Below are 25,771 nucleotides of genomic sequence, written 5' to 3' on the forward strand. Positions count from 1 at the left end.
CCTGTGATGGATGGCCCATGACGCGCAATCCCTATGATGTGCTGGGCGTGGCGAAGTCTGCGTCCGCCAAGGAAATCAAGTCGGCTTTCCGCAAGCTGGCAAAGAAATACCATCCGGACCAGAACCCGGATGACCCCAAGGCCAAGGAACGATTTTCCGAGGCATCGACCGCCTATGACATCGTCGGCGACGAGGAGAAGCGCAAGCAGTTCGACCGCGGCGAGATCGATGCCGAGGGCAAGCCGAAGTTTGCCGGTTTCGAAGGCGGCGACCCGTTCGGCCCGGGCGGGCCGTTTGCCGGCGCCCGTACGTCACGCGGCCCCCAGGGCAGCCGGTTCGAGTTCCGATCCGCCGGCCCCGGCGGCCCGGGCGGTTTCGAGGCAGGCGATATCTTCTCAGACATCTTCGGCCATGCCTTCTCGTCGGGCGGGCGCACCGGCCCGCGCGGTCCCTCTGCCCAGAAGGGCGAGGACCTGAAGGCGACACTGGCGGTCTCGCTGGAGGATGTGGCCGAGGCGGCGAAGGTGACGGCCGTCTTCCCGGATGGCCGCAAGCTGGCGATCAAGCTGCCCCAGGGCGTGGAGGATGGCCAGGTGATCCGCCTCAAGGGGCAGGGCGCCGAAAATCCCTTCGGCCAGCCGGGCGACGCGCTCGTCACGGTGAAATACAAGGCGCATCCCGCTTTCCGCGTGGAGGGCGCCGACCTCCATGTCGAGCTTCCCGTCGGGCTGCGCGAGGCGGTCGAAGGGGCGAAGATGCCCCTGCAGACGCTGACCGGCAAGATCGCGGTGACGGTGCCGGCCTGGTCGAGTTCCGACAAGGTTCTGCGCCTCAAGGGACGCGGCCTGCCCAGGAAGGGCGGCGGCCATGGCGATCTGCTCGCCCATGTCCGCATCATGCTTCCCGAGGGCGGCGACGACGAGTTGAAGGCCTTCCTGTCGCGTGAAAAGGCGTGAAACACGTCGAAATAGCGCGGAACTTTGGCTTGAAGCCTCCGGGAGCCTGTGCGATAGGCAGGCTCCCGATTGCTGAGGCTTTGCAGGAGACCGAAGAGCATGACCGCGACCTCTGGATTGATGGCTGGCAAGCGCGGCCTGATCATGGGCCTCGCCAACAACCGTTCCATCGCCTGGGGCATCGCCCGTTCGCTGAGTGATGCCGGCGCCGAGATCGCGCTGACCTACCAGGGCGATGCGATGAAGAAGCGCGTCGAGCCGCTGGGCAACGAACTGGGTGCCTGGACGATCGGCCATTGCGACGTCTCCGATCCGGAGAGCATCGCCGCGACCTTCAGGGCGATCGAGGAAAAGTGGGGCAAGATCGACTTCCTCGTCCACGCCATCGGCTTCTCCAACAAGGACGAGCTCGACGGTCGCTACATCCAGACGACGCGCGACAACTTCCTGATGACGATGGACATCTCCGTCTATTCGTTCACGGCAGTCGCCCAGGCCGCCGAGCCGCTTCTCAACGACGGCGCCTCGCTGCTGACGCTGACCTATTACGGCGCCGAGAAGGTCATGCCGCACTACAACGTCATGGGCGTGGCCAAGGCCGCGCTGGAGGCATCCGTGCGCTACCTCGCCGTTGATCTCGGCGGCCGCGGCATCCGCTGCAACGCCATCTCGGCCGGACCGATCAAGACGCTCGCCGCGTCGGGCATCGGCGACTTCCGCTACATTCTCAGGTGGAACGAGTACAATTCGCCGCTCAAGCGCACGACCACCATCGAGGAAGTGGGCGATTCCGCGCTCTTCCTGCTCAGCGACATGGGCCGCGGCACGACCGGCGAAGTCCTTCATGTCGACTCGGGCTATCATGTCGTCGGCATGAAGGCGGTGGACGCGCCGGACATTTCGACCGTCTGACGCACGGTGACCTGGCGGCCCTGTCGGTCACACGCGCGTCACCATGTGCCCTCAAGAGAGTGCTGATGTACCCGCTGACTTACATAGCGCGCCACGGCCAGACCGACTGGAACGCCGAACGCCGCCTCCAGGGGCAGACCGATACCGTGCTCAACGAGACCGGGCGCGCCCAGGCGGATCGCAATGGCGAGGCGCTGGCCGCCCTCATCGGCGCCGATCACGCGCATTTCCGCTTCGTGTCCAGCCCGATGAGGCGGGCGCGCGAAACCATGGAGCGCATGCGCCTCGGGCTCGGCCTTCCGCGCGATGGCTATGACACCGATCCCCTTCTCAAGGAACTGTCGTTCGGCGACTGGGAGCGCCATACCTTTGAGGAACTCGACGCGCTCCACCCCGGCACGTCGCAGGAGAGGGAAGGGCGCAAGTGGACCTTCGTCCCGCCGGGCGAAGGCGCCGAGAGCTATGCCATGCTGGCAGAGCGGGTCGGGCGCTGGCTCGAAACGCTGACCGAGCCGACCGTCTGCGTCGCCCATGGCGGCACGATTCGCTCGCTGTTCCACCTTGTCGGAGGGGTCCCGGGTACCCGGGCCGCCGAAATGGACATTCACCAGGGCCGCCTTTTGCGGCTGGAGGGCGACCGTCTCGAATGGCTTTGAGGGTGGTGTGATCGGGACGAAGGCGCCCGCGGCGGAAGCCTGCCGGGCGCGATCGGGACGGTGCTACTCGTCGATGTCCATGTCGGTGACGACGTTCTCGCCGTTGACCTCGTTATAGGACAGGTAGACGTCCATGCCCTCCTTCAGGGCGGAAACGTCGAATTCGGCGTTCAGCTTGTAGGACTTGCCGTCATCGAGCTTGACCGTCAGGGTGTCGGGATCGACGGAGACGATCTTGCCGCCGGTGATTTCGGCCAGCGCGGCGGTTGCAAACAGACCGGCGGCCAGGAAAGGTGCGGCAATCCGCAGGATGGTACGCATTGGTGGTTTCCCTTGAATGGTGGGCGTCCGGTCTTGCCGGCACCCTGCCGCATCACTGGCTGGGTGAAGCGGCATTATTATGTCGGTCCGGGGGCAATGCCAGCCTAAATTTGACATCCATGATGTTTCTCGGCGCCCGGTGAACGGACACCCGGGGGCTTCTGTCTTTTTGCATGATGCTCTATGAGGCAGTCGGAGTAGAGCAGTTCCAGGAAAACGGATCCCATGTCGCACAACACTTTCGGCCATCTTTTCCGGGTCACCACATGGGGTGAAAGCCACGGCCCCGCGCTCGGCTGCGTGATCGATGGCTGCCCGCCCGGCATCCGCTTTACCCGCGAGCAGATCCAGGCGGATCTCGACAAGCGCCGGCCGGGCACCTCGCGCTACGTGACCCAGCGCCAGGAACCCGACCAGGTGAAGATCCTGTCCGGCGTGCTGCCCGACGACGACGGCGTGACGCTGGTGACCACCGGCACGCCGGTGTCCATGATGATCGAGAACACCGACCAGCGCTCCAAGGACTATTCCGAGATCGCGCGGCGCTACCGGCCGGGCCACGCCGACTACACCTATGACATCAAGTACGGCATCCGCGACTATCGCGGCGGCGGCCGCTCTTCGGCGCGCGAGACCGCGGCCCGCGTGGCCGCTGGCGCGCTGGCCCGTCTCGTGGTGCCGGGACTGGCCGTGCGCGGCGCGCTCGTCGCCATGGGCGAAAAGGATATCGACCGCTCGCACTGGGACTGGTCGGTCGTCGGCCGCGAGGACAACCCGTTCTTCACGCCGGACGAGACCTCGATCCCGGTTTTCGCCGAGTACCTTGAGGGCATCCGCAAGGCCGGTTCCTCGGTCGGCGCCATAATCGAGATCGTCGCCGATGGCGTGCCGGCCGGTCTCGGCGCGCCGGTCTATGCCAAGCTCGACCAGGACATCGCGTCGAACCTCATGTCGATCAATGCCGTCAAGGGCGTGGAGATCGGCAACGGCTTTGGCGCCGCCCGCCTGACCGGCGAGGACAATGCCGACCAGATGCGGATCGGTGCCGACGGCAAGCCGCATTTCCTGACCAACCACGCGGGCGGGATTCTCGGCGGCATTTCGACCGGGCAGCCGGTGGTCGCGCGTTTCGCCGTCAAGCCGACCTCGTCCATCCTGACTCCGCGCCAGTCGGTGGATGCCGACGGCAACGAGGTCGAGGTGCGCACCAAGGGACGCCACGACCCCTGCGTCGGCCTGCGCGCCGTGCCCATCGGCGAGGCCATGGTCGCCTGCGCCATCGCCGACCACTACCTGCGGCACCGCGGCCAGACCGGGCGCATCTGATGCGCGCGGTCCTGTCGGCGGTCCTGCTGCTGGCCGGCCTGTCGCCGTGCCGGTCCGCCGATATCGTGACCATCGCCACGCCGTCGCCCGTCACGGCCGTTGCGCAAACGGCCCAAGGCGTCTTCGTGACCACGCGCGGCGGATCGTTCCGCCTTGACGCCTGCGCCGGCGAAAAGCCGTTCTGTCTGCTGTCGTCCCCGGTGCCCGATGAACCGCCGGCCGCCCCGGAAGGCGCGCTGCCGGACGGCCGGGTCGCCGAGGATCCATCCGGCGACATCCGCCGGGCCTGGTATGCCGATCCCACCGATCGTTATGGCCATGGCGTGCTCGGCGACCGCATCGAGGGCGGCTCGCTGGCGGTCATCGATGCCGACGGCAATCCGCACCTGTTCCGGCTTCCGCGAACGCATGTCTTCGAGGACATCACGCCGCGCATCGCCGACCTCGACGGCGACGGCCGCAACGAAGTCGTGACCATCCGCTCCGGGCTGGCGTCCGGCGCGGCCATCGCGCTCTACGGCCTGCGCGACGGGCAACTGGTGCAACTGGCCGAGACGCCGGCCATCGGCCGGCCCAACCGCTGGCTGAACATCGCCGCCATCCTCCCCGGGGAGGGCAGGGACCGGATCGTCTATGCCGTCCGCACACCGCACATCGCCGGCACGCTCTTCTCGGTCGCTTGGGACGGCCGCGGCCTGGCGATGAAGACGGAGATCGCCACCGACGTCTCCAACCACGTCATCGGCTCGCGCGAGCAGGGCCTTGCCTGGGGCGGGGTTGTGGAGAAGGAGCACCCGGCCATCCTCGTCCTGCCCTCGCAGGACCGGCGCAAGCTGCGCTTCGCCTTTTCCAGCCATGCCGACATTCGCCTGCCGGGTGCCATCGACAAGGCCATCGTCGAAAAGGACGGCTGGCTGGTGACCGCCACCGAGAACGGACGCCTGCTGGTTATCCGCCGCTGAGGTTGGGGATTTGTCGGTTTCGCACGCGCTGCCCCGTAGCCAAGGCGGCGCGTGGCCCCTACATTGTCCATCATGACAACACGCCTCTATTCCCACCCGGTCCACGCCGAGCATCTCGTCCCGGCCGGTCATCCCGAACGCCCGGATCGCATGAAGGCCGTTGCCGAGGCCCTGTCCGGCGAGGACTTCGCGGCTCTCGACCGCGTCGAGTCGCCCATGGGCCGCGAGGAGGACATCCTCCTGGCCCACCCGGAGGACTACCTGCGGCGCGTCGAATACGCCATGCCGGAAGAGGGCATCGTGCGCATCGATGCTGACACCTCGGCCAGCCCGAAGAGCTGGGACGCCGCGCTGACGGCCTTCGGCGGCGCCACCGCGGCCGTCGATGCGGTCATGGCCGGCGAGGTCGACAATGCCTTCGTCGCCGCCCGTCCGCCCGGCCACCATGCCGAGAAGAACAAGGCCATGGGGTTCTGCCTGTTCAACAACGCCGCCATCGCCGCCCGCCACGCCCAGAAGGTGCACGGCGTCGAGCGCGTTGCGATCGTCGACTGGGACGTTCACCACGGCAACGGCACGCAGGACATCTTCTGGTCCGATCCCACCGTGCTCTACTGCTCCACCCACCAGATGCCGCTCTACCCGGGCACCGGCGCCCGCGACGAGACCGGCGCGGGCAACATCGTCAACGCCCCCCTGTCGGCCGGGGCCCACGGCGCCGATTTCCGCGAGGCCTTCCAGAGCCGCATCCTCCCCGCCATCGACGATTTCCGTCCCGACCTGATCATTATCTCCGCCGGTTTCGACGCGCACTGGCGCGATCCGCTGGCCGAGCTGGAACTGACCGAGGAGGATTTCGACTGGGCCACCGGCAAGCTGATGGATCGGGCCGGCCGCTATTGCGGCAACCGGGTGGTGAGCCTGCTGGAAGGTGGCTACGACCTGCGCGGCCTGGCCGACTCGACCGCCGTCCACGTCCGCCGCCTGATGAAGGGATGACCATGACCGACAGCACTGGCAACGCCGACATCAAGGCCATGAGCTTCGAGGCCGCGCTCAACGAGTTGGAGCGGATCGTCGAGAACCTCGAACGCGGCGACGTGCCGCTCGACCAGTCGATCGCCATCTACGAACGCGGCGAGGCGCTGAAGAAGCACTGCGCGCACCTGCTGAAGGCCGCCGAGGACAAGGTGGAGAAGATCCGCCTGACCCGGGAAGGCGAACCCGCGGGGACCGAGCCGCTCGACCAGGACTAAAGCTGTTCCAGCGAAAGTGGGCACCGGTTTCGCGTCCGGAACAGCGATGGGACAAGGCGATCAATCTGTTCCAGCGAAAGTGGGCACCGGTTTCGCGTCCGGAACAGCGATGGGACAAGGCGATCAATCTGATCCGGCGAAAGTGGGCACCGGTTTGGCGTCCGGACGCTGATTTTGCGCGGCGGCCCTGGCTGTTTCGGGGCGGTGAACAGTCAATTGCCGGTGGCGGACTCGGTAAAACGGCGGTTTCTGCCTATCTTGCAGGAAACCAAACGCACAGCGAGGCGTGCCATGAGCTTCTTTCCTGGAATTGATCCCGAGCCGGGCGACGTGCGCGCCGCGGATGCCATCGACCTCCTTGTGGTGCCGGCGTCCAAGGATATCGGCGGCTTCGAGGTCCGCCGTGCCCTGCCCACCGCCCGCCGGCGCATGGTCGGCCCGTTCATCTTCTTCGACCGCATGGGCCCGGCCGTGCTGCGCGACGGCGTGGCGATGGACGTGCGCCCGCATCCCCACATCGGCCTCTCCACCGTCACCTACCTCTTTGACGGCCAGATCCGCCACCGCGATTCGCTAGGCACCGAGATGGTCATCGAACCCGGTGACGTGAACCTGATGACCGCCGGTCGCGGCATCGTTCATTCCGAGCGGACCCCGGAGGAAATGCGCACGGGCACCATGCCCATGCACGGCCTGCAGACCTGGCTTGCCCTGCCGGACGCCATCGAGGAAACCGACCCGGCCTTCGAGCACACCGGGGTTTCCGCCCTGCCGGAACTGGAAGGCGAGGGCGCCTGGGCCCGGGTGGTGATGGGGTCCTTCCACGGCGCCACGTCACCGGTCCGCCAGCATCACGACACGCTTTATGCCGATATCCGGCTGGAGCCCGGCGCCGCCGTGGCCATTCCCGCCGAGGCGGAGGAGCGCGCCCTCTACACGCTGGAAGGCGAGATCGAGGTCGCCGGCGAGGTGCTGCCCAACGACCGGCTGGCCGTGCTGCGCCCGGGCGATGTCATCCATGTCCGCTCGCAGTCCGGGGCCCGCTTCATGGTCTTCGGCGGCGCGTCCATGGGCTCGCGCCGCTATATCTGGTGGAACTTCGTCTCCTCATCGAAAGAGCGCATCGAGCAGGCCAAGGAGGAATGGAAGACCGGCCGTTTCGATATCGTGCCAGGAGACGAGGAGGAGTTCATTCCGCTGCCCGACGCGTGAACCCCGCGGGCGATCCAGCGCCCGCGCCGGGCGGCATGAAGAGAGTGTTTACTCTGCCGCTTCATGCCTGATTTACCAATGAAATTCGCTATTTAATCACTTTATGTTTTTCTAAAATCTTAGGCGAGTGCGCCTATGCTCCCTTCCAAGGACAGGGAGCCAACAAAATGAAAAAAATTGTCATCGCGGCCATGGCCGTGCAATGGGCGTGGCTGGCCGCCGCGCAGGCCGCCCCGGCCTATGACCGGCAGCTGGAAGACGCCGCCAAGCGAGTGGTCGCCGAGCGCATCGGCGAGGTGAAGGCCGTCCTGCGCGGAACCTTCGCGGCCGGCCAGACGCCGGAATATTCGCAGCCCCGGCCGCGTCTGCTGCTCCATGCCGTTCGGCATTCCCGTCCGCTGTGGAACCATGGCCTCGCCCCGGCGATCGAGCCGCGCGCCGTGCGCCAGGTCTCGGTGGATCGCATCGTCTTCACCGGGTCGGTCATCGCGCAGGACTGACGCCGACGGTTGCCCGCTCCGAAGGGCACCCTTGCCAAGCCTGCCGTCATGCGCCAATCAGGGCGCATGAACGCACCCGTTTCCCCGCATGGACGCCTCCGTCTCGACCAGCTCCTGGCCGACAGGGGCCTCGTCGCCTCGCGCTCGCGGGCGCGCGACGCCATCGCGCGGGGCACGGTCACGGTCAACGGCGTTACGGCTGCCAAGCCCGGCCAGATGGTCGCTTCCGACGTGGCCATCGCCATTGCCGATCCGGCGCAGGGCTATGTCTCGCGGGCGGCGCTCAAGCTGGCTCCCGCCCTCGATGGCTTCGGGATCGATGTCGCCGGCGCCAACGCGCTGGATGTCGGCGCGTCGACAGGCGGCTTCACCCAGGTCCTGCTGGAGCGCGGCGCAGCCCATGTCACGGCGGTCGATGTCGGCCACGGCCAGATGCATCCGGAGCTTGCAGCCGATCCGCGCGTCATGGTGCTGGAAGGCCTGAACGCCCGCGATCTCGCGGCGTCCGACCTTCCGCGCGGCGCGCCGGACCTCGTCGTGTGCGACGTGTCGTTCATCTCGCTGAAGCTGGCCATGCCACCGGCGCTGGCGTTGGCCGCGCCCGGTGCCCGCTGCGTGCTGCTGGTCAAGCCGCAATTCGAGGCCGGCCGCGAGGCCATCGGCAAGGGCGGCCTGCTGAAGGACCCGGCACAGGGAACCGCCATCGCCGCGGATCTGCGCCTGTGGCTGGAAACCCGGCCGGGCTGGCGCGCGCTCGGCATCGCGCCGTCATCCATCGAGGGCGCCGACGGCAACCGCGAATTCCTTCTCGCCGGCATCAGGGACCGAGCATGACAGCAAGACTTCTCATCGATCATCTCGGCGCCCAGGGCGACGGTATTGCCAACACGCCGCAGGGCCAGGTCTTCGTGCCGTTCACGCTGCCCGGCGAAATGGTAACCGTCCAGCCGGCCGGCAAGAAGCACGAGGCACTGACCGTGATCGATCCGTCGCCGGAGCGCATCGAGCCGCTCTGCCGCCACTTCACGGCTTGCGGCGGCTGCGCGTTCCAGCACTGGCAGGCAGAGCCCTACCGCGCCTGGAAGCGCGGCCTGCTGGTCTCCGCCCTGCAGGCCCGGGGCATCGACGTGCCCGTCGGCGACCTCGTCGCCTGCGGTCCGGGAGAGCGCCGCCGCGTCCAGCTTTCCGCCAGGCATGGCGAGGGAGGCGCCGTGCTCGGCTTCCACGGTCCCTATTCCTACAGCCTGTTCCAGCTCGAGGAATGCCCGGTCACCGATCCGCGCATTGTCGCCGCCCTGCCGCAACTGCGCCGCCTGGCCGCGGTCATCGCCGGCCTGTCGAAACCCTTCCACATGGTCGTGACGGTTACCGAGACCGGGCTGGACATCGCCGTGCGCAAGTCGGGCAGGCTTCCGGAAGCCGAGCGCCAGCGCGCCGCGAAGATCGTGCTGGAAAACCACTGGGCGCGCCTTTCCGTCGATGGCGAGATCGTGCTGGAACCGGTCAAGCCGCAGGTCCGCTTCGGCGCCGCCACCGTCGTTCCGCCGCCGGGCGGTTTTCTGCAGGCCGTCCCGGCCATCGAGGAGGCAATGGCCGCTGAGGTTGTCGGCCATCTCGGCAAGGCGAAACAGGCCGCCGACCTGTTTGCCGGGGCAGGGGCCTTCGCGCTGCGAATGGCCGGGCGCATGCAGGTCCACGCGGTAGAGGGCGACGGCCCGGCCCTGGCAGCCCTCGACGGCGGTTTCCGGGGCGCCGCAGGCCTGAAGAAAGTGACGGTGGAGAAACGCGATCTCTTCCAGCATCCGCTCCTGCCGCGCGAACTGCTCGGCTACGACGCGCTTGTCTTCGATCCGCCGCGCGCTGGCGCCGAGGCCCAGGTGAAGCACCTGGCCAAGGCCGACATCCGCAAGGTTGCCGCCGTGTCCTGCAACCCGGTGACGCTGGCCCGCGACCTGGAAATCCTCATCGCCGGCGGCTATCGCCTGCTGTCGGTGACGCCCTACGACCAGTTCCTGTTCACCGCTCACGTGGAGGCCGTCGCGCTTCTGGAAAAGCCGGTGCGGCGCCGCTGAATGCCGGCCGCGTCCGGTTGGCATGCCCGGGGCTCCGTGCTAACGGGAAAGTGGACCTGTGTGCGTCAGGTCGCGTCATGCTTGTGCCGGGGGAACTATGAGGACAGGCTTGTTCCGCTTGGCGGCAAGGGACCGCCATGAAACCAATCGCGTCGCCACGCCGCTCGAACTGATGTTCGACCTGGCGAGTGTCATTGCCATCGCGGCTGCGGCTGCGGGCCTGCATCACGGCCTCGCCGCCGGGCATCCATGGCAAGGCCTCCTGTCCTTCGCCATGGCCTTCTTCGCCATCTGGTGGGCCTGGATGGGCTACACCTGGCTGGCCTCCGCCTTCGGGAACGAGGGCATGCTGTTTCGTCTCATGACCATGGTGGCGATGACGGGATCGCTCATCATTGCGGCCGGAATTCCCGAGATCTTCGAAAAGGGGCAATTTTACCTGACCCTGACCGGCTATGTCGTCATGCGCCTGGCGCTGGTGCCGCTTTGGCTGATGGCCGCTGCAGGTCATCCGGATCGCGGCCCGACCTGCCGGCGCTATGCCACGGGCATTGTCATCGCCCAGGTCTACTGGATCGTTGCTGTTCTCGGTTCAGGGCCGGACTCACCCTATGCGCTGCTGCTTTTTGGAATCGGGGTCCTGGTCGAGATCAGCGTTCCCGTCCTGGCCGAGCGACAGGGGACAACCGGCTGGCACCGTCATCACATCACCGAGCGCTATGGCCTGCTGAACATCATCGTCCTTGGCGAGTGCTTCCTGGCCACGGTGCTGGCGTTCCGGACCGGGGCAGACCATGTGTCCCTGGCGGATCCGCTCCTGCACGCGGCGATCGCCTTCCTGCTGATAACCTTTGCCTTGTGGTGGATCTATTTCGGGAATGGAAACATCCTGGTCGGGGAGACCGGCCGCGAAGGATTCATCTGGGGCTACGGCCATGCCATCGTCTTCGCGGCAGGCGCCAGCCTCGGTGCCGGGTTTTCCGCCCTGGTCGAAGTTTCGGGCGGTCACGGCCACACCGCCCCCGCCGAGGGCATCGAACTGGCCATTGCCATTCCCGTTGCCGCCTATCTGGCGGGGGTCTGGCTCGTTCGCGACAGAACCGTCATGTCCGGCGCCGGACGCATTGTCCTGCCGGGTGGTGCGCTGGCTATCCTTGCCGCGGGGGCCTTCCTGCCCGCGCCCCTCGCTTGGATTGCCGCCCTGACCGTGTTGACCGCCGTTCTGCGCAATCGGTCTTGATGCACCCTGTGCGCCTCAGGCCCGGCCGGCCAGGACACGCTCGACCCATTGCGGCACGATCGTCCCGGCGGGGCCGTGCACGGCCTCGGCGAAATCGGAGATGCCGAGCGATGGTTCGAGGTTGAGTTCCAGCGTGTGCGCCCCGGCGCGGCTCGCCTCCTGCACGAACTGTGCCGCCGGGTAGACATTGCCGCTGGTGCCGATGGATACGAACAGGTCGCAGCCGTTCAGCGCCCTGTAGATGCGCTCCATCTGGTAGGGCATTTCGCCGAACCAGACGACATCGGGACGCATGAACCCCTTCGAGCCGCAATGCGCGCAGGCCGTGGACGGCGACAGGTCCGCCGCCGCGTCGCACCGGATGTTGCAATTGCTGCAGAACGCCCGCTTCAACTCGCCATGCATGTGGATGAGCCGCCGGGACCCGGCACGCTCGTGCAGGTCGTCGATGTTCTGCGTCACCAGCAGGAAATCGCCGCGAAACTCATGCTCCAGCCGCGCCAGCGCGGCGTGCGCGGCGTTGGGCGCGACCGTCGCGAGACCGGCCCGGCGCTGGTTGTAGAAATCGTGCACCAGGGCCGGGTTGCGGGCAAAGCCTTCCGGCGTCGCCACGTCGTTCAGGTCCACCTTCGACCAGATGCCGTCCTTGTCGCGGAAGGTGTCCACGCCGCTTTCGGCCGAGACGCCCGCACCGGTTAGGATGACAATGGAGGAAGCCAGCATCGGCAATGCCGCCTCAGATGGCCGCGACGGCCTTGGCCAGCAGGTCGCGCACCACGCCCGCCACGTCACCGAGCTGGACGTTCTCGATCGCCTGCATCGAGGCGACCGGGTCGACGGCGCTGACCGTCACTTCGCCGTCGCCGGTGGAGCGCAGTATGACGTTGCAGGGCAGCATGGCGCCGATCTTCGGCTCGACCTTGATCGCCTCGTTGGCCATCTTCGGATTGCAGGCGCCGAGAATGAGATAGTCCGGCATGTCGACGTCCAGCTTCTTCTTCATGGTCGCCTTGACGTCGATCTCGGTCAGAACGCCGAAGCCGGCATCCGAGAGCGCCGTGCGCGTACGCTCCACCGCCGAGGAGAAATCGGTTCCCGTGAGGGTGCGATCGATCGTGTAGGCCATGGGGCAGCTCCTTTCGGTAAAATATCACGACATGAACACATGTAGTGCAAATAAGGTTCCATGCCAGTGGCACGCAAGCCTCGCCGCGTATCTGCTCATGGATTGTGCTATTGGACAATCGGGCAGGATGGCGACTTCATGCTAACCTGCCGCGGCAGATTGACTGAGGCCATGGTGTCGGGAGGAGTCCATGGTATCCAACAGTGCACATGTCCGCGAGATCGAACGGGTCATCGTGGGCGGCACGAGCCAGCGCGACGACGCTGTCGTGCGCTCATGGCTGCGTTGCGTCAACGACTACAAGATGGATCCGGCTTCAGCCCAGGAAGCCTACATCGTTCCGCACGAGATCCTGCGCGAACACCGCGACCAGGCCGAGGAACTGATATCGATCGGGAGGTCCGGCCTCGAAGCGCTCTTCAAGCAGGTCGCCGAACAGCACTATGTGCTGCTGCTGTCGGATGCCCGGGGCGTGACCGTCGACTTCATGGGCGACCTGACCTTCGACAACCAGTTGCGCAAGTCGGGCCTCTACCTAGGGTCCGAATGGTCGGAGAACCGTGCCGGCACCTGCGGCGTCGGCGCCTGCATGGTGTCCGGCGAACCGGTCATCATCCACCAGGACGACCATTTCGATACCTGCCATATCGGCCTGACCTGCACGGCGGCGCCGATCTACGACACGCTGGGCGACCTTTCCGCCGTGCTCGACATATCCCAGCTTCGCTCGCCGACGGCGAAGTCCAGCCAGTACCTGGCGCTTCACCTGGTCACCGCGTCGGCGCGGCGCATCGAACTGGCCAACCTGCTTGCCCGCACCCGCAACGAATGGGTGCTGCGCCTGTCGCGGTCGCCCGAGTTCATCGACGTCGATCCCGAGGCGGCCATTACGCTGGACGGATCGGGCCGCATCACCGGCATGACGCATGGCAGCTTCAGCGCGCTGGCCCGGGCCATGAAGTTCCCGCTTACCGGGACCCGGGCCTATATGGGCGAGCCGGTATCGCGCTTCTTCGAGATGGACGTCGAGGACCTGCCGCGCTTCATGCGTGGCAAGCCGAAGGGCGAACGCATGCTGCGCACGCCCCAGGGGCACGTGCTGTTTGCCAGCGCAATCGCCCCGGTGACGCGCTTCAATGCCTCGCCCCACCCCGCCAGGACCATTCCGCGTGCGCTGCGCGGCCTGGGCGACGGCGACGCGCGCGTGGCCGAGATCCAGCGCCGAGCCGCCCGCCTGGCGGCCCGCGACATTCCCATCCTCATCCAGGGTGAGACCGGGTCTGGCAAGGAGCACCTGGCCCGCGCCATCCACGACAGCGGGATCGGGGGCGGCCGGTTCGTTGCCGTCAATTGCGCCGCCATTCCCGAGAGCCTCATCGAATCGGAACTGTTCGGCCATGCGCCCCATGCCTTCACCGGCGCGTCGCCGCGCGGCAAGGCGGGGCTCATCGAGGCGGCCGACGGAGGCACGCTCTTCCTCGACGAGATCGGCGATATGCCCCTGCCGCTGCAGGCCCGCCTGCTGCGGGTCCTGGCCGAAGGCGAGGTCGTTCCCGTCGGCGGCGTGGCGCCGCGCAAGGTCCGCATCCGGCTGATCTCCGCGACCCACCGGGACCTGCGCGCCATGGTCGACGCCGGCGCCTTCCGTGCCGATCTCTTCTACCGGCTCAACGCGGCGACGCTCACCCTTCCGCCGCTGCGCGAGCGGGCCGATTTCGACCGTCTCGTCGATGGCCTGCTGGCCCGGGTCGCGGCCGAGCACGGCGATGACGTCCGCCTCTCCACGGCCGCCCGCGTGGCGCTCGCCTCGCACGACTGGCCGGGCAACATCCGCGAGCTGTTCAACGTCCTGCAGGTCGCGGTGGCGCTCGCCGACGACGGCGAGATCACCCTCGATGCCCTGCCGGACAGCCTGCCGGCGCTGGTCGGTCGCCAGGCCCCGGCCGAGGCCGCGGAGACCTCGTTGCGCCAGCGCCTCGATGCCCTCGGCGGGAACGTCACGGCCCTGGCCCGCCAGATGGGCGTCAACCGCTCCACGATCTACCGCCGGCTCGGCCGCGCCAGGTAGGCCGGGGCGGCTGCAACACCCTGCAACAGGTGTTGCAGCCGATCCTGTTGCAGCCGGACGCGCCATCTAATCCGCTTGCCTTTGATTTCAATGCCTTGACGGCCCGCCGTGGCTGGCACGCGCCTTGCTGGGCAGGGGCATGGCGCGGCCGGGGAGACGCCGCGACCGTCATGGAAAACGAACAGTGGGAGTGAGAAAGACATGCTCGACAAGACACCGACAGCACGCGTTCAGACGTTCCTCGATACCTTCGGCAGGGCCCTGGAGGAGCGGCGGATCGACGACGCGGTGGCCATGTTCGCAGATGAATGCTACTGGCGCGACCTCGTCACCTTCACCTGGAACATCAAGACCGTTGAAGGCCGCGACGAGGTCCGCGCCATGCTGGAGAGCCAGCTCGACCGCATCGCCCCGACTGCGTGGCGCGTCGCGGACGGCGAGGACGCCACCGAGGCGGACGGCGTGACCGAGGCGTGGATCACCTTCGAGACAGGGGTCGCGCGCGGCTATGGTCTCATCCGGCTGAAGAACGGGCAGATCTGGACGCTGCTGACCACGATGGTCGAGCTGAAGGGCCACGAGGAGAAGTCGGGCTTCACTCGCCCGCTCGGCGCCAAGCATGGCCATGACGTCGGCACGAAAAGCTGGAAGGAGGAGCGCGAGGAGGAACTCGCCACCCTCGGCATCACGAAACAGCCCTACGTGCTCATCATCGGCGGTGGCCAGGGCGGCATCGCGCTGGGGGCCCGCCTGCGCCAGCTCGGCGTTCCCGCGCTCATCGTCGAGCGCAACGACCGCCCGGGCGATTCCTGGCGCAAGCGCTACAAGTCGCTGTGCCTGCACGATCCCGTCTGGTACGACCACCTGCCCTACATCAAGTTCCCGGAGAACTGGCCCGTCTTCGCCCCCAAGGACAAGATCGGCGACTGGCTGGAATTCTACACCCGCGTCATGGAACTGAACTACTGGTCGGGCACCGAGGCGAAACACGCCGAGTGGGACAGCGCGAAGGGCGAATGGGTCGTGCACGTGCGCCGCGACGGCAAGGACATCGTCCTGCGTCCCAGCCATCTCGTCTTCGCCACCGGCATGTCGGGCAAGGCCAACATTCCGGACATCGAGGGAGCGGACACCTTCCGCGGCGAACAGCATCACTCGTCGCGTCATCCCGGCCCCGATGGCTACGTCGGCAAGAAGGTCGTCGTCATCGGCTCCAACAACTCCGCCCATGACATCTGCGCCGCCCTCTACGAAGCCGGCGTGGACGTGACCATGGTCCAGCGCTCGACGACGCACATCGTGCGGTCGGATTCGCTGATGACAATCGGTCTCGGTGCGCTCTATTCGGAAGAAGCGGTCAGGTCCGGCATGACCACGGAAAAGGCGGACCTGATCTTCGCCTCGCTGCCCTACCGGATCATGCACGAGTTCCAGAAGCCGATCTATGACGAGATCCGCGACAAGGACAAGGCCTTCTACGAAGCGCTGGAAAAGGCCGGGTTCATGCTCGATTTCGGTCCCGACGACTCCGGCCTGTTCATGAAATATCTGCGCCGCGGCTCCGGCTATTACATCGACATCGGCGCGTCCCAGCTGGTCATCGACGGCAAGATCAAGCTGGCGACCGGGCAGATCACGCGCATCACGCCGGACGGCATCGTCCTGGACGGCGACCGGGAGATCCCGGCCGACGTGATCGTCTATGCGACCGGCTACCGCTCGATGAACGGCTGGGTTGCCGATCTCATCGACCAGCCGACGGCCGATCGCGTCGGCAAGGTCTGGGGCCTCGGGTCAGACACGCCCAAGGACCCCGGTCCGTGGGAAGGGGAGCAGCGCAACATGTGGAAACCCACCAATGTCGATAACCTCTGGCTGCACGGTGGAAACCTGCACCAGTCGCGCCACTACTCGCAGTTCCTGGCACTGCAGTTGAAGGCCCGGATGGAAGGGATCGAAACGCCGGTCTACGCCTTGCAGCAATCCTGGCACAAGGGCTGAACACGCGCCTTGCAGAAAGAAGCCCGCCGGCGCCTTGCCGGCGGGGTCTGACCCGAGCAATTCCAGCGAAAGTGGCCCCCGGTTTCGCGTCCGGGATTGCGGCTTAAGAAGAGCAATTCCAGCGAAAGTGGCCCCCGGTTTCGCGTCCGGGATTGCGGCTTAAGAAGAGCAATTCCAGCGAAAGTGGCCCCCGGTTTCGCGTCCGGCCGGCTCAGTGCTCCGTGCCGCCCACGGTCATGGCATTCATGCGCAGGTGCGGCTGGCCCACGCCCACCGGCACACCCTGGCCGGCCTTGCCGCACATGCCGATGCCGGTGTCGAGCGCGGGGTCGTTGCCGACCATGGTGATCCGCTTCATGGCTTCCGGCCCGTTGCCGATCAGCATCGCGCACTTGACCGGGTAGGAGACCTTGCCGTTCTCGATCATGTAGGCCTCGGTGCAGCCGAACACGAACTTTCCGGAGGTGATGTCTACCTGGCCGCCGCCGAAGGATACGGCGTAGAGGCCGCGGTCAACCGAGGCGATGATCTCTTCCGGCGAGGTGTCGCCGCCTGCCATGAAGGTGTTGGTCATGCGCGGCATCGGCTGGTGCGCATAGCTCTCGCGCCGTCCGTTGCCGGTCGGCTTCATCCCCATGAGCCGCGCGTTCTGCCGGTCCTGCATGTAGCCGACCAGCACGCCGTCCTCGATCAGCACGTTGCGTCCCGACGGCGTACCCTCGTCGTCGACGGTCAGCGAGCCGCGCCGCTCGGCGATCGTGCCGTCGTCGATCACGGTCACGCCCTTGGCGGCCACCTGCTGCCCCATCAGGCCGGAAAAGGCCGATGTCTTCTTGCGGTTGAAATCGCCTTCGAGCCCGTGGCCGACGGCTTCGTGCAGCATCACGCCCGGCCAGCCGTTGCCCAGCACGACATCGAGCGTGCCGGCCGGGGCAGGGCGCGCCTCGAGGTTGACCAGCGCCTGGCGCAGCGCCTCGCTGGCCGCCGTCTGCCACGATTCCTCCGTCAGGAAGTCGCCGAATCCCTTGCGCCCGCCCATGCCGTGGCTGCCGCTTTCCTGCCGGTCGCCGTCGCCGACCACCACCGACACGTTGAGTCGGACCAGCGGGCGGATGTCGCGAACCAGGTGGCCGTCTGCCCGCAGGATTTCCACGTGCTGCCAGCTCGCCGCCAGCGATGCGGTCACCTGGCGGACCCGCGGGTCGCGGGCGCGCAGCCAGGCGTCGATGGTCTCCAGCAGGCGGGCCTTTTCGCCGAAGCCCGGAGCCTCGATCGGGTTCACGTCGCCGTAGAGCTTCACGTTCGTGCCCGCTGGTGCCACGTCGGCCTGGCCGCTATGGCCCGTTGTCACCGCGCCGACCGCCTGCGCGGCATGGCCGAGCGCCTTGGCGGTCAGTTCCGAGGCATGGGCATAACCGGTCGCCTCGCCGGCCACCGCGCGCAGGCCGAAGCCCGTTTCCGTGTTGAAATTGCCCGTCTTGAGCCGGCCGTTGTCGAAGACGAGCGATTCGCCTTCGCGGTACTCGAGGTAAAGCTCGCCGTCATCGGCCCGGGCAAGGCTGTCGCCCACGATCCGCTTGACGGCATTCTCGTCGATGTCGAAACGGCTGATCAGGCTGTCGGTCATGAGGCGGTCCTTTCCGGTGGCATGATGCCCATATAGGAAAGGCCGGGGCCGCTGTCACGGCCCGCGTCAGGGCAGGGCGGCGAAGCCCTCGGTGAAGCCGGCGAGATCGACCGGGATGCCGATGCCTTCTTCCGGCGTCTGGAACACGATGAAGGTGGCCGACTGGCCGTTCTTCAGCGTCGTGATCAACGGCTCTTCCAGGATCACTTCCGCATAGCAGCCGTCCTGGAAACACTTGGCGAAATAGGCCTTGCCGATATCCTTGCCGTCGACGTAGAGCCCGAGCCCGTTGGGCAGCAGCACGCCGAGCGGAACCAGCACGCGCATGATCTCCGCCTTCTTGTCGGCGGTCCTGAGCACGATCACGGACAGGCCGAGATCCGGCCGGTCTTCCGCCACGACGTTCTGGATCAGCGCGCATTGCTCCGTCGCCGCGCCGGGCGGCGTGTCGCAGATCATCTTCCAGGCCCCATGGGTGGAGCGGACGATGCCTGTCTGCTGGGCCGCGGCAGGCGTGCCGGCGAGGACCAGGGCGAACAGGGCAATCAGGGCTGCCATCTTACGGTGCAATGGGATCAAGACTGGGGCTCCGCTGCGAATCACGTACAACTACAATGCGTCGGAGCGGGGCAATTGCAAACCCGTCGTCTTTGCCTTCCCCGGTCGCGCCGGCGCAATAGGCCGGGAGATTGGGCCGGAAATACGGCCACGCCGCCGGGCCATTGGACATAGGTCAAATGACATTCTTGTGCGACATTTCGCAAACCGGAATGAAAACAGCACCTTGGCGAAGGGTGCGACAAAATGCGCATGTGGAACGAATGGCTGCGACCGGCACCATTTCCTTGCGCCTGACCGGGGAATATGGTTTGACCTAAATCAAACCGGCCGGCATATGCCTGGGCCGCGATCCTGCATGGAAGAACGGCCTTTCGGGCCGATGGGGAGACAAGAACGGTATGAAACGAATTGCCGCCAGCTTTACCGCCGCTGCCGCCGCGCTGATGTCGACGGCTGCCTTTGCCGACAAGCCCGTGCCCTGGCAGACGGATCTCCAGCAGGCTGCCACGCCGATCATGCGTGAGGTCCGCTGGTTTGAGGAATACACGCTGTGGTTCATCATCCCGATCACGCTTCTGGTGCTCGCGCTTCTTATCTGGGTAGCCATCCGCTACCGCGCAAGTGCCAATCCGAATCCCTCGCGCACCAGCCACAACACGCTGATCGAGGTGATCTGGACCGTCGGTCCGGTTGTCATCCTGCTGTTCATCGCGGTGCCGTCGTTCAGCCTGCTGACGGCGCAGTACACGCCGCCGGAAGAGCCCTCGATCACCATCAAGGCCACGGGTTACCAGTGGTACTGGGGCTATGAGTACCAGAACGACCAGAATGCCGTCAGCTTCGACTCCGTCCTGCTGAAGGAAGGCGATCGCGGCCAGTACGGCAAGGAAGACGTGGAAGCCTATCCGCGCCTCCTCGCCGTCGACAACGATGTCGTCGTTCCGGTGAACGCCACCGTTCGACTGCTCGTGACCGGCGCCGACGTGATCCACTCCTTCGCCATGCAGTCCTTCGGCGTGAAGGTGGATGCCGTGCCCGGCCGCGTGAACGAAACCTGGTTCAAGGTCGAGAAGCCCGGCATCTACTACGGACAGTGCTCGGAGCTGTGCGGCAAGGACCACGCCTACATGCCGATCGCCATCCGCGCTGTCAGCCAGGAGCAGTATGACGCCTGGATCGCGTCGGCGGGCAGCGACCTGGAAGGCGCCAACAAGGCCCTGATGGCTTCCATCAAGGGTGGCACCAAGGTTGCAGACGCCGGCGCAGCCGCCGTCGCCAAGTGAAATTTTAAGGAACGGAGTGGGAGACATGGCTGAAGCTGCAGCTCACGATGCCCATCACGACCACAAGCCGAAGGGCTGGGTCCGCTGGGTATACTCGACCAATCACAAGGACATCGGAACGCTGTACCTGATCTTCGCGATCATCGCGGGTATCGTCGGCGGCCTGCTGTCCGTCGCCATGCGCATCGAGCTGCAGGAGCCGGGGATCCAGCTCTTCAACGGCCTTGCCTCCATGGTCTACGGGACGCCCGAAGAGGCGGCTCTCGACGCCGGCAAGCAGATGTACAACGTGTTCACCACCGCGCACGGCCTCATCATGATCTTCTTCATGGTCATGCCGGCGCTGATCGGCGGGTTCGCCAACTGGATGGTGCCGATCATGATCGGCGCGCCGGACATGGCCTTTCCGCGCATGAACAACATCTCCTTCTGGCTCGTTCCCCCGGCCTTCCTGCTGCTCGTCCTGTCCATGTTCGTTCCGGGACCGGCCGGTGGCTACGGTGTCGGCGGCGGGTGGACCATCTATCCGCCCTTGTCGACCTCGGGCACGCCCGGACCGTCGATGGACTTCGCCATCCTGGCGCTGCACATCGCCGGCGCGTCGTCCATTCTCGGCGCCATCAACTTCATCACCACCATCTTCAACATGCGCGCCCCGGGCATGACGCTGCACAAGATGCCGCTGTTCGCCTGGTCGGTGCTGATCACCGCCTTCCTGCTGCTGCTGTCGCTTCCGGTCCTGGCCGGCGGCATCACCATGCTGCTGACGGACCGCAACTTCGGCACCACCTTCTTCGCGCCCGAAGGCGGCGGTGACCCGATCCTGTTCCAGCACCTGTTCTGGTTCTTCGGTCACCCGGAAGTCTACATCCTGATCCTGCCGGCCTTCGGCATCATCAGCCACATCGTGTCGACCTTCTCGCGCAAGCCGGTCTTCGGCTACCTCGGCATGGCCTACGCCATGGTCGCCATCGGCGTCGTCGGCTTCATCGTGTGGGCCCACCACATGTACACGACCGGCATCTCGCTGGACGCGCAGCGCTACTTCGTCTTCGCCACGATGGTCATCGCGGTGCCGACCGGCGTGAAGATCTTCTCCTGGATCGCGACGATGTGGGGCGGTTCCATCCAGTTCCGCACGCCGATGCTCTGGGCGATCGGGTTCATCTTCCTGTTCACCGTCGGTGGCGTCACGGGCGTCCAGCTCGCCAACGCCGGCCTCGACCGCGTGGTCCACGACACCTACTACGTGGTGGCGCACTTCCACTACGTGCTGTCGCTCGGTGCCGTCTTCGCGATCTTCGCCGCCTGGTACTACTGGTTCCCGAAGATGACCGGTTACATGTACAACTCGACGATCGCCCGCACCCACTTCTGGGTCACCTTCATCGGCGTGAACCTCGTCTTCTTCCCGCAGCACTTCCTGGGTCTGGCCGGCATGCCGCGCCGCTACATCGACTATCCGGATGCGTTCGCCGGCTGGAACTTCGTCTCGTCGATCGGGTCCTACATTTCCGGCTTCGCCGTGCTGATCTTCCTGTTCGGGATCTGGGAAGCCTTCTCAAAGAAGCGCGAGGCCGGTGCCAACCCGTGGGGCGAAGGTGCCACCACACTGGAATGGCAGCTGCCGTCGCCGCCGCCGTTCCACCAGTGGGAGCAGCTGCCGCGCATCAAGTGACGGCAACCGCTTCGCGATAACGATCCTGGACCTGCCGCCGGTGCAATCCGGCGGCAGGTCCGAACCAACAAGAGACAACGGCCAGAAGGCCGGAAGAAAACAAGGGCAGGCTTACCAGGCATGGCGCTTATCGAGGAAACAGCAGGCGAGGACGGCTTCCGCATGTCGGAGGCAACGGCGGGCGACTATGTCGAACTGCTCAAGCCGCGGGTCATGTCGCTGGTCGTCTTCACCGCGATCGTCGGCCTTGTCGCCGCGCCCGGCTCGGTCAACCCGTTCCTGGCCCTGGTCGCGGTACTCTGCATCGCCGTCGGCGCCGGCGCGTCGGGCGCGCTGAACATGTGGTACGACGCCGACATCGATGCCGTCATGAGCCGCACCGCGCGCCGCCCGGTCCCCTCCGGCCGCATCAGCCCGTCCGAGGCGCTGAGCTTCGGCCTCGTCCTCTCGGTCCTCTCCGTGATGACGCTCGGCGTGCTGGTCAACTGGCTGTCGGCGGCAATCCTCGCCTTCACCATATTCTTCTACGCCGTCGTTTACACGATGTGGCTCAAGCGCTCGACTCCGCAAAATATCGTGATTGGCGGTGCCGCAGGAGCCTTCCCGCCGATGCTCGGCTGGGCTGCCGCCACGGGCGAGGTCAGCCTCCACAGCGCCGTCCTGTTCGCGATCATCTTCCTGTGGACTCCGCCGCATTTCTGGGCCCTGGCGCTGTTCAAGTGCAAGGACTACGGGGCGGCCGGCATCCCGATGCTGCCCAATGTCTGCGGCGAGAAGACCACCCGCAACCAGATCTTCCTCTACAGCCTCGTGCTGGCGCCGGTTGGCGTCGCGCCCTGGGTCCTCGGCTTTGCCAGCATTTTCTACGGCGTTTTCGCGGCCGTCATCGGCGCCATTTTTGTATGGTACGCTTGGGGTGTTTTCCGCATGCGCGACGGCGACGAGCGGATGATCCCGGCAAAGAAGCTGTTCGGGTTTTCCATTCTCTACCTGTTCTCGATCTTCGCCGCCCTTCTGGTCGACGTGGTCGCGCCGGATATCGTCTCGGCCCTGACCGGAGCGGTCGCATGAACGACGAACGCATCGAACTGACCGAGAAGCAGAAGAAGGCGCGCCGCAGCCGGTCCATCGCGATCGGACTGGCGCTTGGTGCCCTCGTCGTTGTCTTCTATGTCGTCACCTTCATCAAGGGGGCGGCGGTCATGAACCGGCCGATGTGAGGAAGGACATGGACGACAGGAAAGCGGCAAACAACAGGGCGAACATCCGGGTGGCGGCCTTCGGCGCGACGATCGCGCTGTCAATGGTCGGCGCTGCCTATGCCGCCGTGCCGCTCTACCAGTTGTTCTGCCAGGTCACGGGTTACGGCGGCACGACCCAGCGCACCGACACCTATTCCGACCGCGTACTCGACCGCAAGATCACCGTGCGGTTCGATTCCAACACCGTTGGCGTACCGTGGGAATTCCGGCCGAAGCAGCGTTCGGTCTCCATGAAGATCGGCGAGACGACGCAGATCAGCTATTTCGCGCACAATCGCTCCAAGCGCACCAGCACGGCTTCGGCCACGTTCAACGTATCGCCGTCGCTCGCCGGCGCGTACTTCAACAAGGTGGAATGCTTCTGCTTCACCGAAACGACGCTCAAGCCAGGTGAATCGCTCGATATGCCCGTGGTCTTCTACATCGACCCGGATATCATCGATCAGCCGGAGCTCAAGGACATCCGGACCATCACCTTGTCCTATACCTTCTTCCCGGTCGACGCCGAGGGGTCACCGGTGGCATCAGCCCCGGTGGACAGCACGACCAAGACCAACAGCACTCAAGAATAAGCAACCGCGGGGATCGACATGGCGGACCAACACGCAAAGCACCACGACTATCACATCATCGACCCGAGCCCCTGGCCGGCGCTGGCCTCGCTGGGTGCCTTCCTCACCGCCATCGGCGCCATCGCCTGGATGCGCGCGATGAACAATTCGGAGTTCTCGCTCTTCGGATTGACCCTGACCAACCTGAACTGGGGCCTGTTCGCTGTCGGCATGGCGATCATCCTCTACGTCATGTACGCTTGGTGGTCGGATACGATCAAGGAAGCGCATGAGGGTCACCACACCCGCGTGGTGTCGCTCCACCTGCGCTACGGCATGATCATGTTCATCGCCTCCGAGGTGATGTTCTTCGTTGCGTGGTTCTGGGCATTCTTCGACGCCAGCCTCTATCCCAACGAGGTCCACCAGGTGCTGCGCGCCGAGTTCACCGGTGGTCAGTGGCCGCCCAAGGGCATCGAGGTGCTGGATCCGCTGCATCTGCCGCTCTACAACACCATCATCCTTCTCCTGTCGGGCACCACGGTCACCTGGGCGCACCATGCGCTCCTGCACAATGACCGGAAAGGCCTCGTCTGGGGCCTGACGATGACGGTTGCGCTCGGCGTCCTGTTCTCCTTCGTGCAGGGCTACGAATATGCCCACGCACCCTTCGCCTTCAAGGACTCCATCTACGGCGCCACCTTCTTCATGGCGACCGGCTTCCATGGCTTCCACGTTCTCGTCGGCACCATCTTCCTGCTCGTCTGCCTGATCCGGGCACTGCGCGGCGACTTCACGCCCAAGCAGCATTTCGGTTTCGAGGCGGCTGCATGGTACTGGCACTTCGTTGACGTCGTCTGGCTCTTCCTCTTCTTCTGCATCTACGTTTGGGGTGGCTGGGGCGCGCCGATTTCGCACGGTTGATGCTGCGGCGGCGCAAGGCCGTCCCGCACGGCCTTTTCGTCGCATGGAAATGACAGGGGCGGCCATGGCACACATGGCCGCCCCTGTCTTTGAAACGGAAGGATCCGCAATGAATGAAGATCAGGCCCACTATCCGCCCGTCGACCCGGTCCAGGCTGGCATCAAGGGGCGCTGCCCCCGTTGTGGCGAAGGCAAGCTTTTCTCGGGCTATCTCAACGTGAAGGACCGCTGCGGGGTCTGCGGTCTGGATTATTCCTTTGCCGATGCCGGTGATGGACCGGCCATTTTCGTCATGCTGATCGTCGGCTTCATCGTCGTCGGCCTGGCGCTCTGGATGGAGGTCAATTACGCACCGCCCATCTGGGTCCACATGATCCTCTGGATCCCGCTGACGCTGGTCCTTTGCCTCACGGCGCTCAGGGTCATCAAGGGCGTCCTTATTACCCTGCAATATGCCAACAAGGCGGCTGAGGGGCGGATCGAGGGGCGTGAATGACCGGGACGTTGCCCGAGACCGGCGGACCGCGCAGTGCGCGCAGCTTCTGGCTGCTGACCGCGCTGACGCTGGTGGCGCTGGCCATCCTCGTCTCGCTCGGCAACTGGCAGGTCCGCCGTCTTGCCTGGAAGGAAGCCCTGATTGCCTCCATCGCGGAGCGCATGGCTTCGCCGCCCGTTCCGCTCGCCGAGGTGGAAAAACGCTACGCTGAGACCGGGGATGTGGACTATCTCCCGGCCCTGGCGACCGGCACCTTCGAGCATGATCGCGAGCAGCACTTCTTTGCAACACATGAAGGCGCGGCCGGCTATTACGTCTACACGCCGCTACGCCTGTCCGACGGCCGTGCGCTGTTCGTCAACCGGGGCTTCGTCCCCTTCGACCGCAAGGATCCAGGGACACGGCGGGAGGGCCAGGTCGCCGGGACGGTCGCCGTGTCCGGCCTGGCACGCAATCCGCTCGCGGCCAAGCCGTTCAGCGTCTATGACAACGAACCGGGCGAGAACATCTACTACTGGAAGGATCTCGCGGGCATGACGGTCCATGCGGGGATGGACCCTGAAAAGGTCCTGCCATTCTTCCTCGATGCCGACGACGCGCCCAACCCGGGCGGCCTGCCGGTTGGCGGTGTCACCATCGTCAACCTGCCCAACAGCCACCTGCAATATGCCATCACCTGGTATGGCCTGGCCGTGGCGCTGGCCGGCGTCTGGATCGCCTTCGTTCTGCGCCGCCGCCCTTGACAGCCGCGCCATGGACGGCCACTTGGAACCCCATGCCC

27 protein-coding genes are annotated in these 25,771 nt (G+C 65.9%); 22 read left to right on the forward strand and 5 right to left on the reverse strand.

What is annotated here, in order from left to right:
* The first annotated feature begins 17 nt into the window (after window positions 1–17).
* The 3 genes from CSC94_RS11205 to CSC94_RS11215 all read left to right on the forward strand — a co-directional run bounded on the left by CSC94_RS11205 (window position 18) and on the right by CSC94_RS11215 (window position 2,524).
* Window positions 18–956 carry a DnaJ C-terminal domain-containing protein gene (locus tag CSC94_RS11205; protein ID WP_099306426.1) on the forward strand — a complete coding sequence of 313 codons (939 nt, stop codon included), beginning with the start codon at window positions 18–20 and terminating at the stop codon, window positions 954–956.
* Window positions 957–1,055: 99 nt separating this feature from the next.
* Entirely contained in the window at window positions 1,056–1,868 is an 813-nt protein-coding gene (fabI, locus tag CSC94_RS11210; protein WP_099306427.1) for an enoyl-ACP reductase FabI, read from the forward strand.
* A 65-nt stretch (window positions 1,869–1,933) separates the two neighbouring features.
* Window positions 1,934–2,524, forward strand: a complete 591-nt coding sequence (locus tag CSC94_RS11215) for a histidine phosphatase family protein (protein WP_099306428.1) — start codon at window positions 1,934–1,936, stop codon at window positions 2,522–2,524.
* A 63-nt stretch (window positions 2,525–2,587) separates the two neighbouring features.
* Here the strand turns inward: CSC94_RS11215 and CSC94_RS11220 are convergent, their stop codons facing one another.
* The gene (locus CSC94_RS11220) at window positions 2,588–2,845 is read right to left on the reverse strand and encodes a DUF1344 domain-containing protein (RefSeq protein WP_099306429.1); all 258 of its coding nucleotides are present in this window, start codon (window positions 2,843–2,845) and stop codon (window positions 2,588–2,590) included.
* 225 nt (window positions 2,846–3,070) lie between these two features.
* On the opposite strand from CSC94_RS11220, the gene aroC reads away from it, so the two are divergent.
* The 9 genes from aroC to CSC94_RS11265 all read left to right on the forward strand — a co-directional run bounded on the left by aroC (window position 3,071) and on the right by CSC94_RS11265 (window position 11,413).
* Window positions 3,071–4,171, forward strand: coding sequence for a chorismate synthase (gene aroC, locus CSC94_RS11225; RefSeq protein ID WP_099306430.1), 1,101 nt, complete (start codon window positions 3,071–3,073; stop codon window positions 4,169–4,171).
* Entirely contained in the window at window positions 4,171–5,133 is a 963-nt protein-coding gene (locus tag CSC94_RS11230; protein WP_099306431.1) for a hypothetical protein, read from the forward strand. The genes aroC and CSC94_RS11230 overlap by 1 nt, the downstream gene beginning before the upstream one ends.
* A gap of 72 nt (window positions 5,134–5,205) precedes the next feature.
* A complete protein-coding gene (locus tag CSC94_RS11235; protein WP_099306492.1) occupies window positions 5,206–6,132 on the forward strand; it encodes a histone deacetylase family protein in 927 nt (308 codons plus the stop codon).
* A 2-nt stretch (window positions 6,133–6,134) separates the two neighbouring features.
* Window positions 6,135–6,389 carry an exodeoxyribonuclease VII small subunit gene (locus CSC94_RS11240; RefSeq protein WP_099306432.1) on the forward strand — a complete coding sequence of 85 codons (255 nt, stop codon included), beginning with the start codon at window positions 6,135–6,137 and terminating at the stop codon, window positions 6,387–6,389.
* Between the two features lie 291 nt (window positions 6,390–6,680).
* Window positions 6,681–7,601, forward strand: a complete 921-nt coding sequence (locus tag CSC94_RS11245) for a pirin family protein (protein ID WP_099306433.1) — start codon at window positions 6,681–6,683, stop codon at window positions 7,599–7,601.
* Window positions 7,602–7,768: 167 nt separating this feature from the next.
* A complete protein-coding gene (locus CSC94_RS11250; RefSeq protein WP_099306434.1) occupies window positions 7,769–8,101 on the forward strand; it encodes a hypothetical protein in 333 nt (110 codons plus the stop codon).
* 66 nt (window positions 8,102–8,167) lie between these two features.
* Window positions 8,168–8,935 carry a TlyA family RNA methyltransferase gene (locus tag CSC94_RS11255; protein WP_099306435.1) on the forward strand — a complete coding sequence of 256 codons (768 nt, stop codon included), beginning with the start codon at window positions 8,168–8,170 and terminating at the stop codon, window positions 8,933–8,935.
* Entirely contained in the window at window positions 8,932–10,173 is a 1,242-nt protein-coding gene (locus CSC94_RS11260; protein ID WP_099306436.1) for a class I SAM-dependent RNA methyltransferase, read from the forward strand. Before CSC94_RS11255 ends, CSC94_RS11260 begins: the two co-directional genes overlap by 4 nt.
* A 118-nt stretch (window positions 10,174–10,291) precedes the next feature.
* Window positions 10,292–11,413: a low temperature requirement protein A gene (locus CSC94_RS11265; protein WP_205853283.1), complete on the forward strand. Its 1,122-nt coding sequence runs from the start codon at window positions 10,292–10,294 to the stop codon at window positions 11,411–11,413.
* 15 nt (window positions 11,414–11,428) lie between these two features.
* On the opposite strand, the gene CSC94_RS11270 is transcribed toward CSC94_RS11265, so the two are convergent.
* On the reverse strand, window positions 11,429–12,136 hold the full coding sequence (locus tag CSC94_RS11270) for an NAD-dependent deacylase (RefSeq protein ID WP_099306438.1): 708 nt from the start codon (window positions 12,134–12,136) through the stop codon (window positions 11,429–11,431).
* Between the two features lie 13 nt (window positions 12,137–12,149).
* Complete coding sequence (locus tag CSC94_RS11275; protein WP_099306439.1) at window positions 12,150–12,539, reverse strand: DUF302 domain-containing protein; 390 nt, start codon at window positions 12,537–12,539, stop codon at window positions 12,150–12,152.
* Between the two features lie 190 nt (window positions 12,540–12,729).
* On the opposite strand from CSC94_RS11275, the gene CSC94_RS11280 reads away from it, so the two are divergent.
* Both CSC94_RS11280 and CSC94_RS11285 read left to right on the forward strand, forming a co-directional pair.
* Window positions 12,730–14,607 (forward strand): sigma-54-dependent Fis family transcriptional regulator, encoded by a 1,878-nt coding sequence (locus tag CSC94_RS11280; RefSeq protein ID WP_099306440.1) that lies wholly within the window; start codon window positions 12,730–12,732, stop codon window positions 14,605–14,607.
* Between the two features lie 201 nt (window positions 14,608–14,808).
* A complete protein-coding gene (locus CSC94_RS11285) occupies window positions 14,809–16,608 on the forward strand; it encodes an NAD(P)/FAD-dependent oxidoreductase (protein ID WP_099306441.1) in 1,800 nt (599 codons plus the stop codon).
* Between the two features lie 211 nt (window positions 16,609–16,819).
* Here the strand turns inward: CSC94_RS11285 and tldD are convergent, their stop codons facing one another.
* Together tldD and CSC94_RS11295 are read right to left on the reverse strand one after the other, a co-directional pair.
* Window positions 16,820–18,235 carry a metalloprotease TldD gene (tldD, locus tag CSC94_RS11290; protein WP_099306442.1) on the reverse strand — a complete coding sequence of 472 codons (1,416 nt, stop codon included), beginning with the start codon at window positions 18,233–18,235 and terminating at the stop codon, window positions 16,820–16,822.
* A 66-nt stretch (window positions 18,236–18,301) separates the two neighbouring features.
* Entirely contained in the window at window positions 18,302–18,793 is a 492-nt protein-coding gene (locus CSC94_RS11295; RefSeq protein ID WP_099306443.1) for an invasion associated locus B family protein, read from the reverse strand.
* A gap of 401 nt (window positions 18,794–19,194) precedes the next feature.
* On the opposite strand from CSC94_RS11295, the gene coxB reads away from it, so the two are divergent.
* From coxB to CSC94_RS11335, 8 genes are all read left to right on the forward strand, one after another.
* On the forward strand, window positions 19,195–20,079 hold the full coding sequence (gene coxB, locus CSC94_RS11300; protein ID WP_099306444.1) for a cytochrome c oxidase subunit II: 885 nt from the start codon (window positions 19,195–19,197) through the stop codon (window positions 20,077–20,079).
* 25 nt (window positions 20,080–20,104) lie between these two features.
* On the forward strand, window positions 20,105–21,757 hold the full coding sequence (gene ctaD / locus CSC94_RS11305; protein WP_099306445.1) for a cytochrome c oxidase subunit I: 1,653 nt from the start codon (window positions 20,105–20,107) through the stop codon (window positions 21,755–21,757).
* A gap of 120 nt (window positions 21,758–21,877) precedes the next feature.
* Entirely contained in the window at window positions 21,878–22,828 is a 951-nt protein-coding gene (locus CSC94_RS11310) for a heme o synthase (RefSeq protein WP_099306446.1), read from the forward strand.
* A complete protein-coding gene (locus CSC94_RS24625) occupies window positions 22,825–22,977 on the forward strand; it encodes a hypothetical protein (protein ID WP_099306447.1) in 153 nt (50 codons plus the stop codon). Before CSC94_RS11310 ends, CSC94_RS24625 begins: the two co-directional genes overlap by 4 nt.
* Window positions 22,978–22,985: 8 nt before the next feature.
* A complete protein-coding gene (locus tag CSC94_RS11320; protein WP_099306448.1) occupies window positions 22,986–23,591 on the forward strand; it encodes a cytochrome c oxidase assembly protein in 606 nt (201 codons plus the stop codon).
* An 18-nt stretch (window positions 23,592–23,609) separates the two neighbouring features.
* Window positions 23,610–24,494, forward strand: coding sequence for a cytochrome c oxidase subunit 3 (locus CSC94_RS11325; protein WP_099306449.1), 885 nt, complete (start codon window positions 23,610–23,612; stop codon window positions 24,492–24,494).
* 109 nt (window positions 24,495–24,603) lie between these two features.
* Window positions 24,604–24,990 (forward strand): DUF983 domain-containing protein, encoded by a 387-nt coding sequence (locus CSC94_RS11330; RefSeq protein WP_099306450.1) that lies wholly within the window; start codon window positions 24,604–24,606, stop codon window positions 24,988–24,990.
* Window positions 24,987–25,733, forward strand: coding sequence for an SURF1 family protein (locus tag CSC94_RS11335; protein ID WP_099306451.1), 747 nt, complete (start codon window positions 24,987–24,989; stop codon window positions 25,731–25,733). Before CSC94_RS11330 ends, CSC94_RS11335 begins: the two co-directional genes overlap by 4 nt.
* Window positions 25,734–25,771: the final 38 nt, after the last annotated feature.

The organism is Zhengella mangrovi (genome assembly GCF_002727065.1).
GTDB lineage: Bacteria > Pseudomonadota > Alphaproteobacteria > Rhizobiales > Rhizobiaceae > Zhengella > Zhengella mangrovi.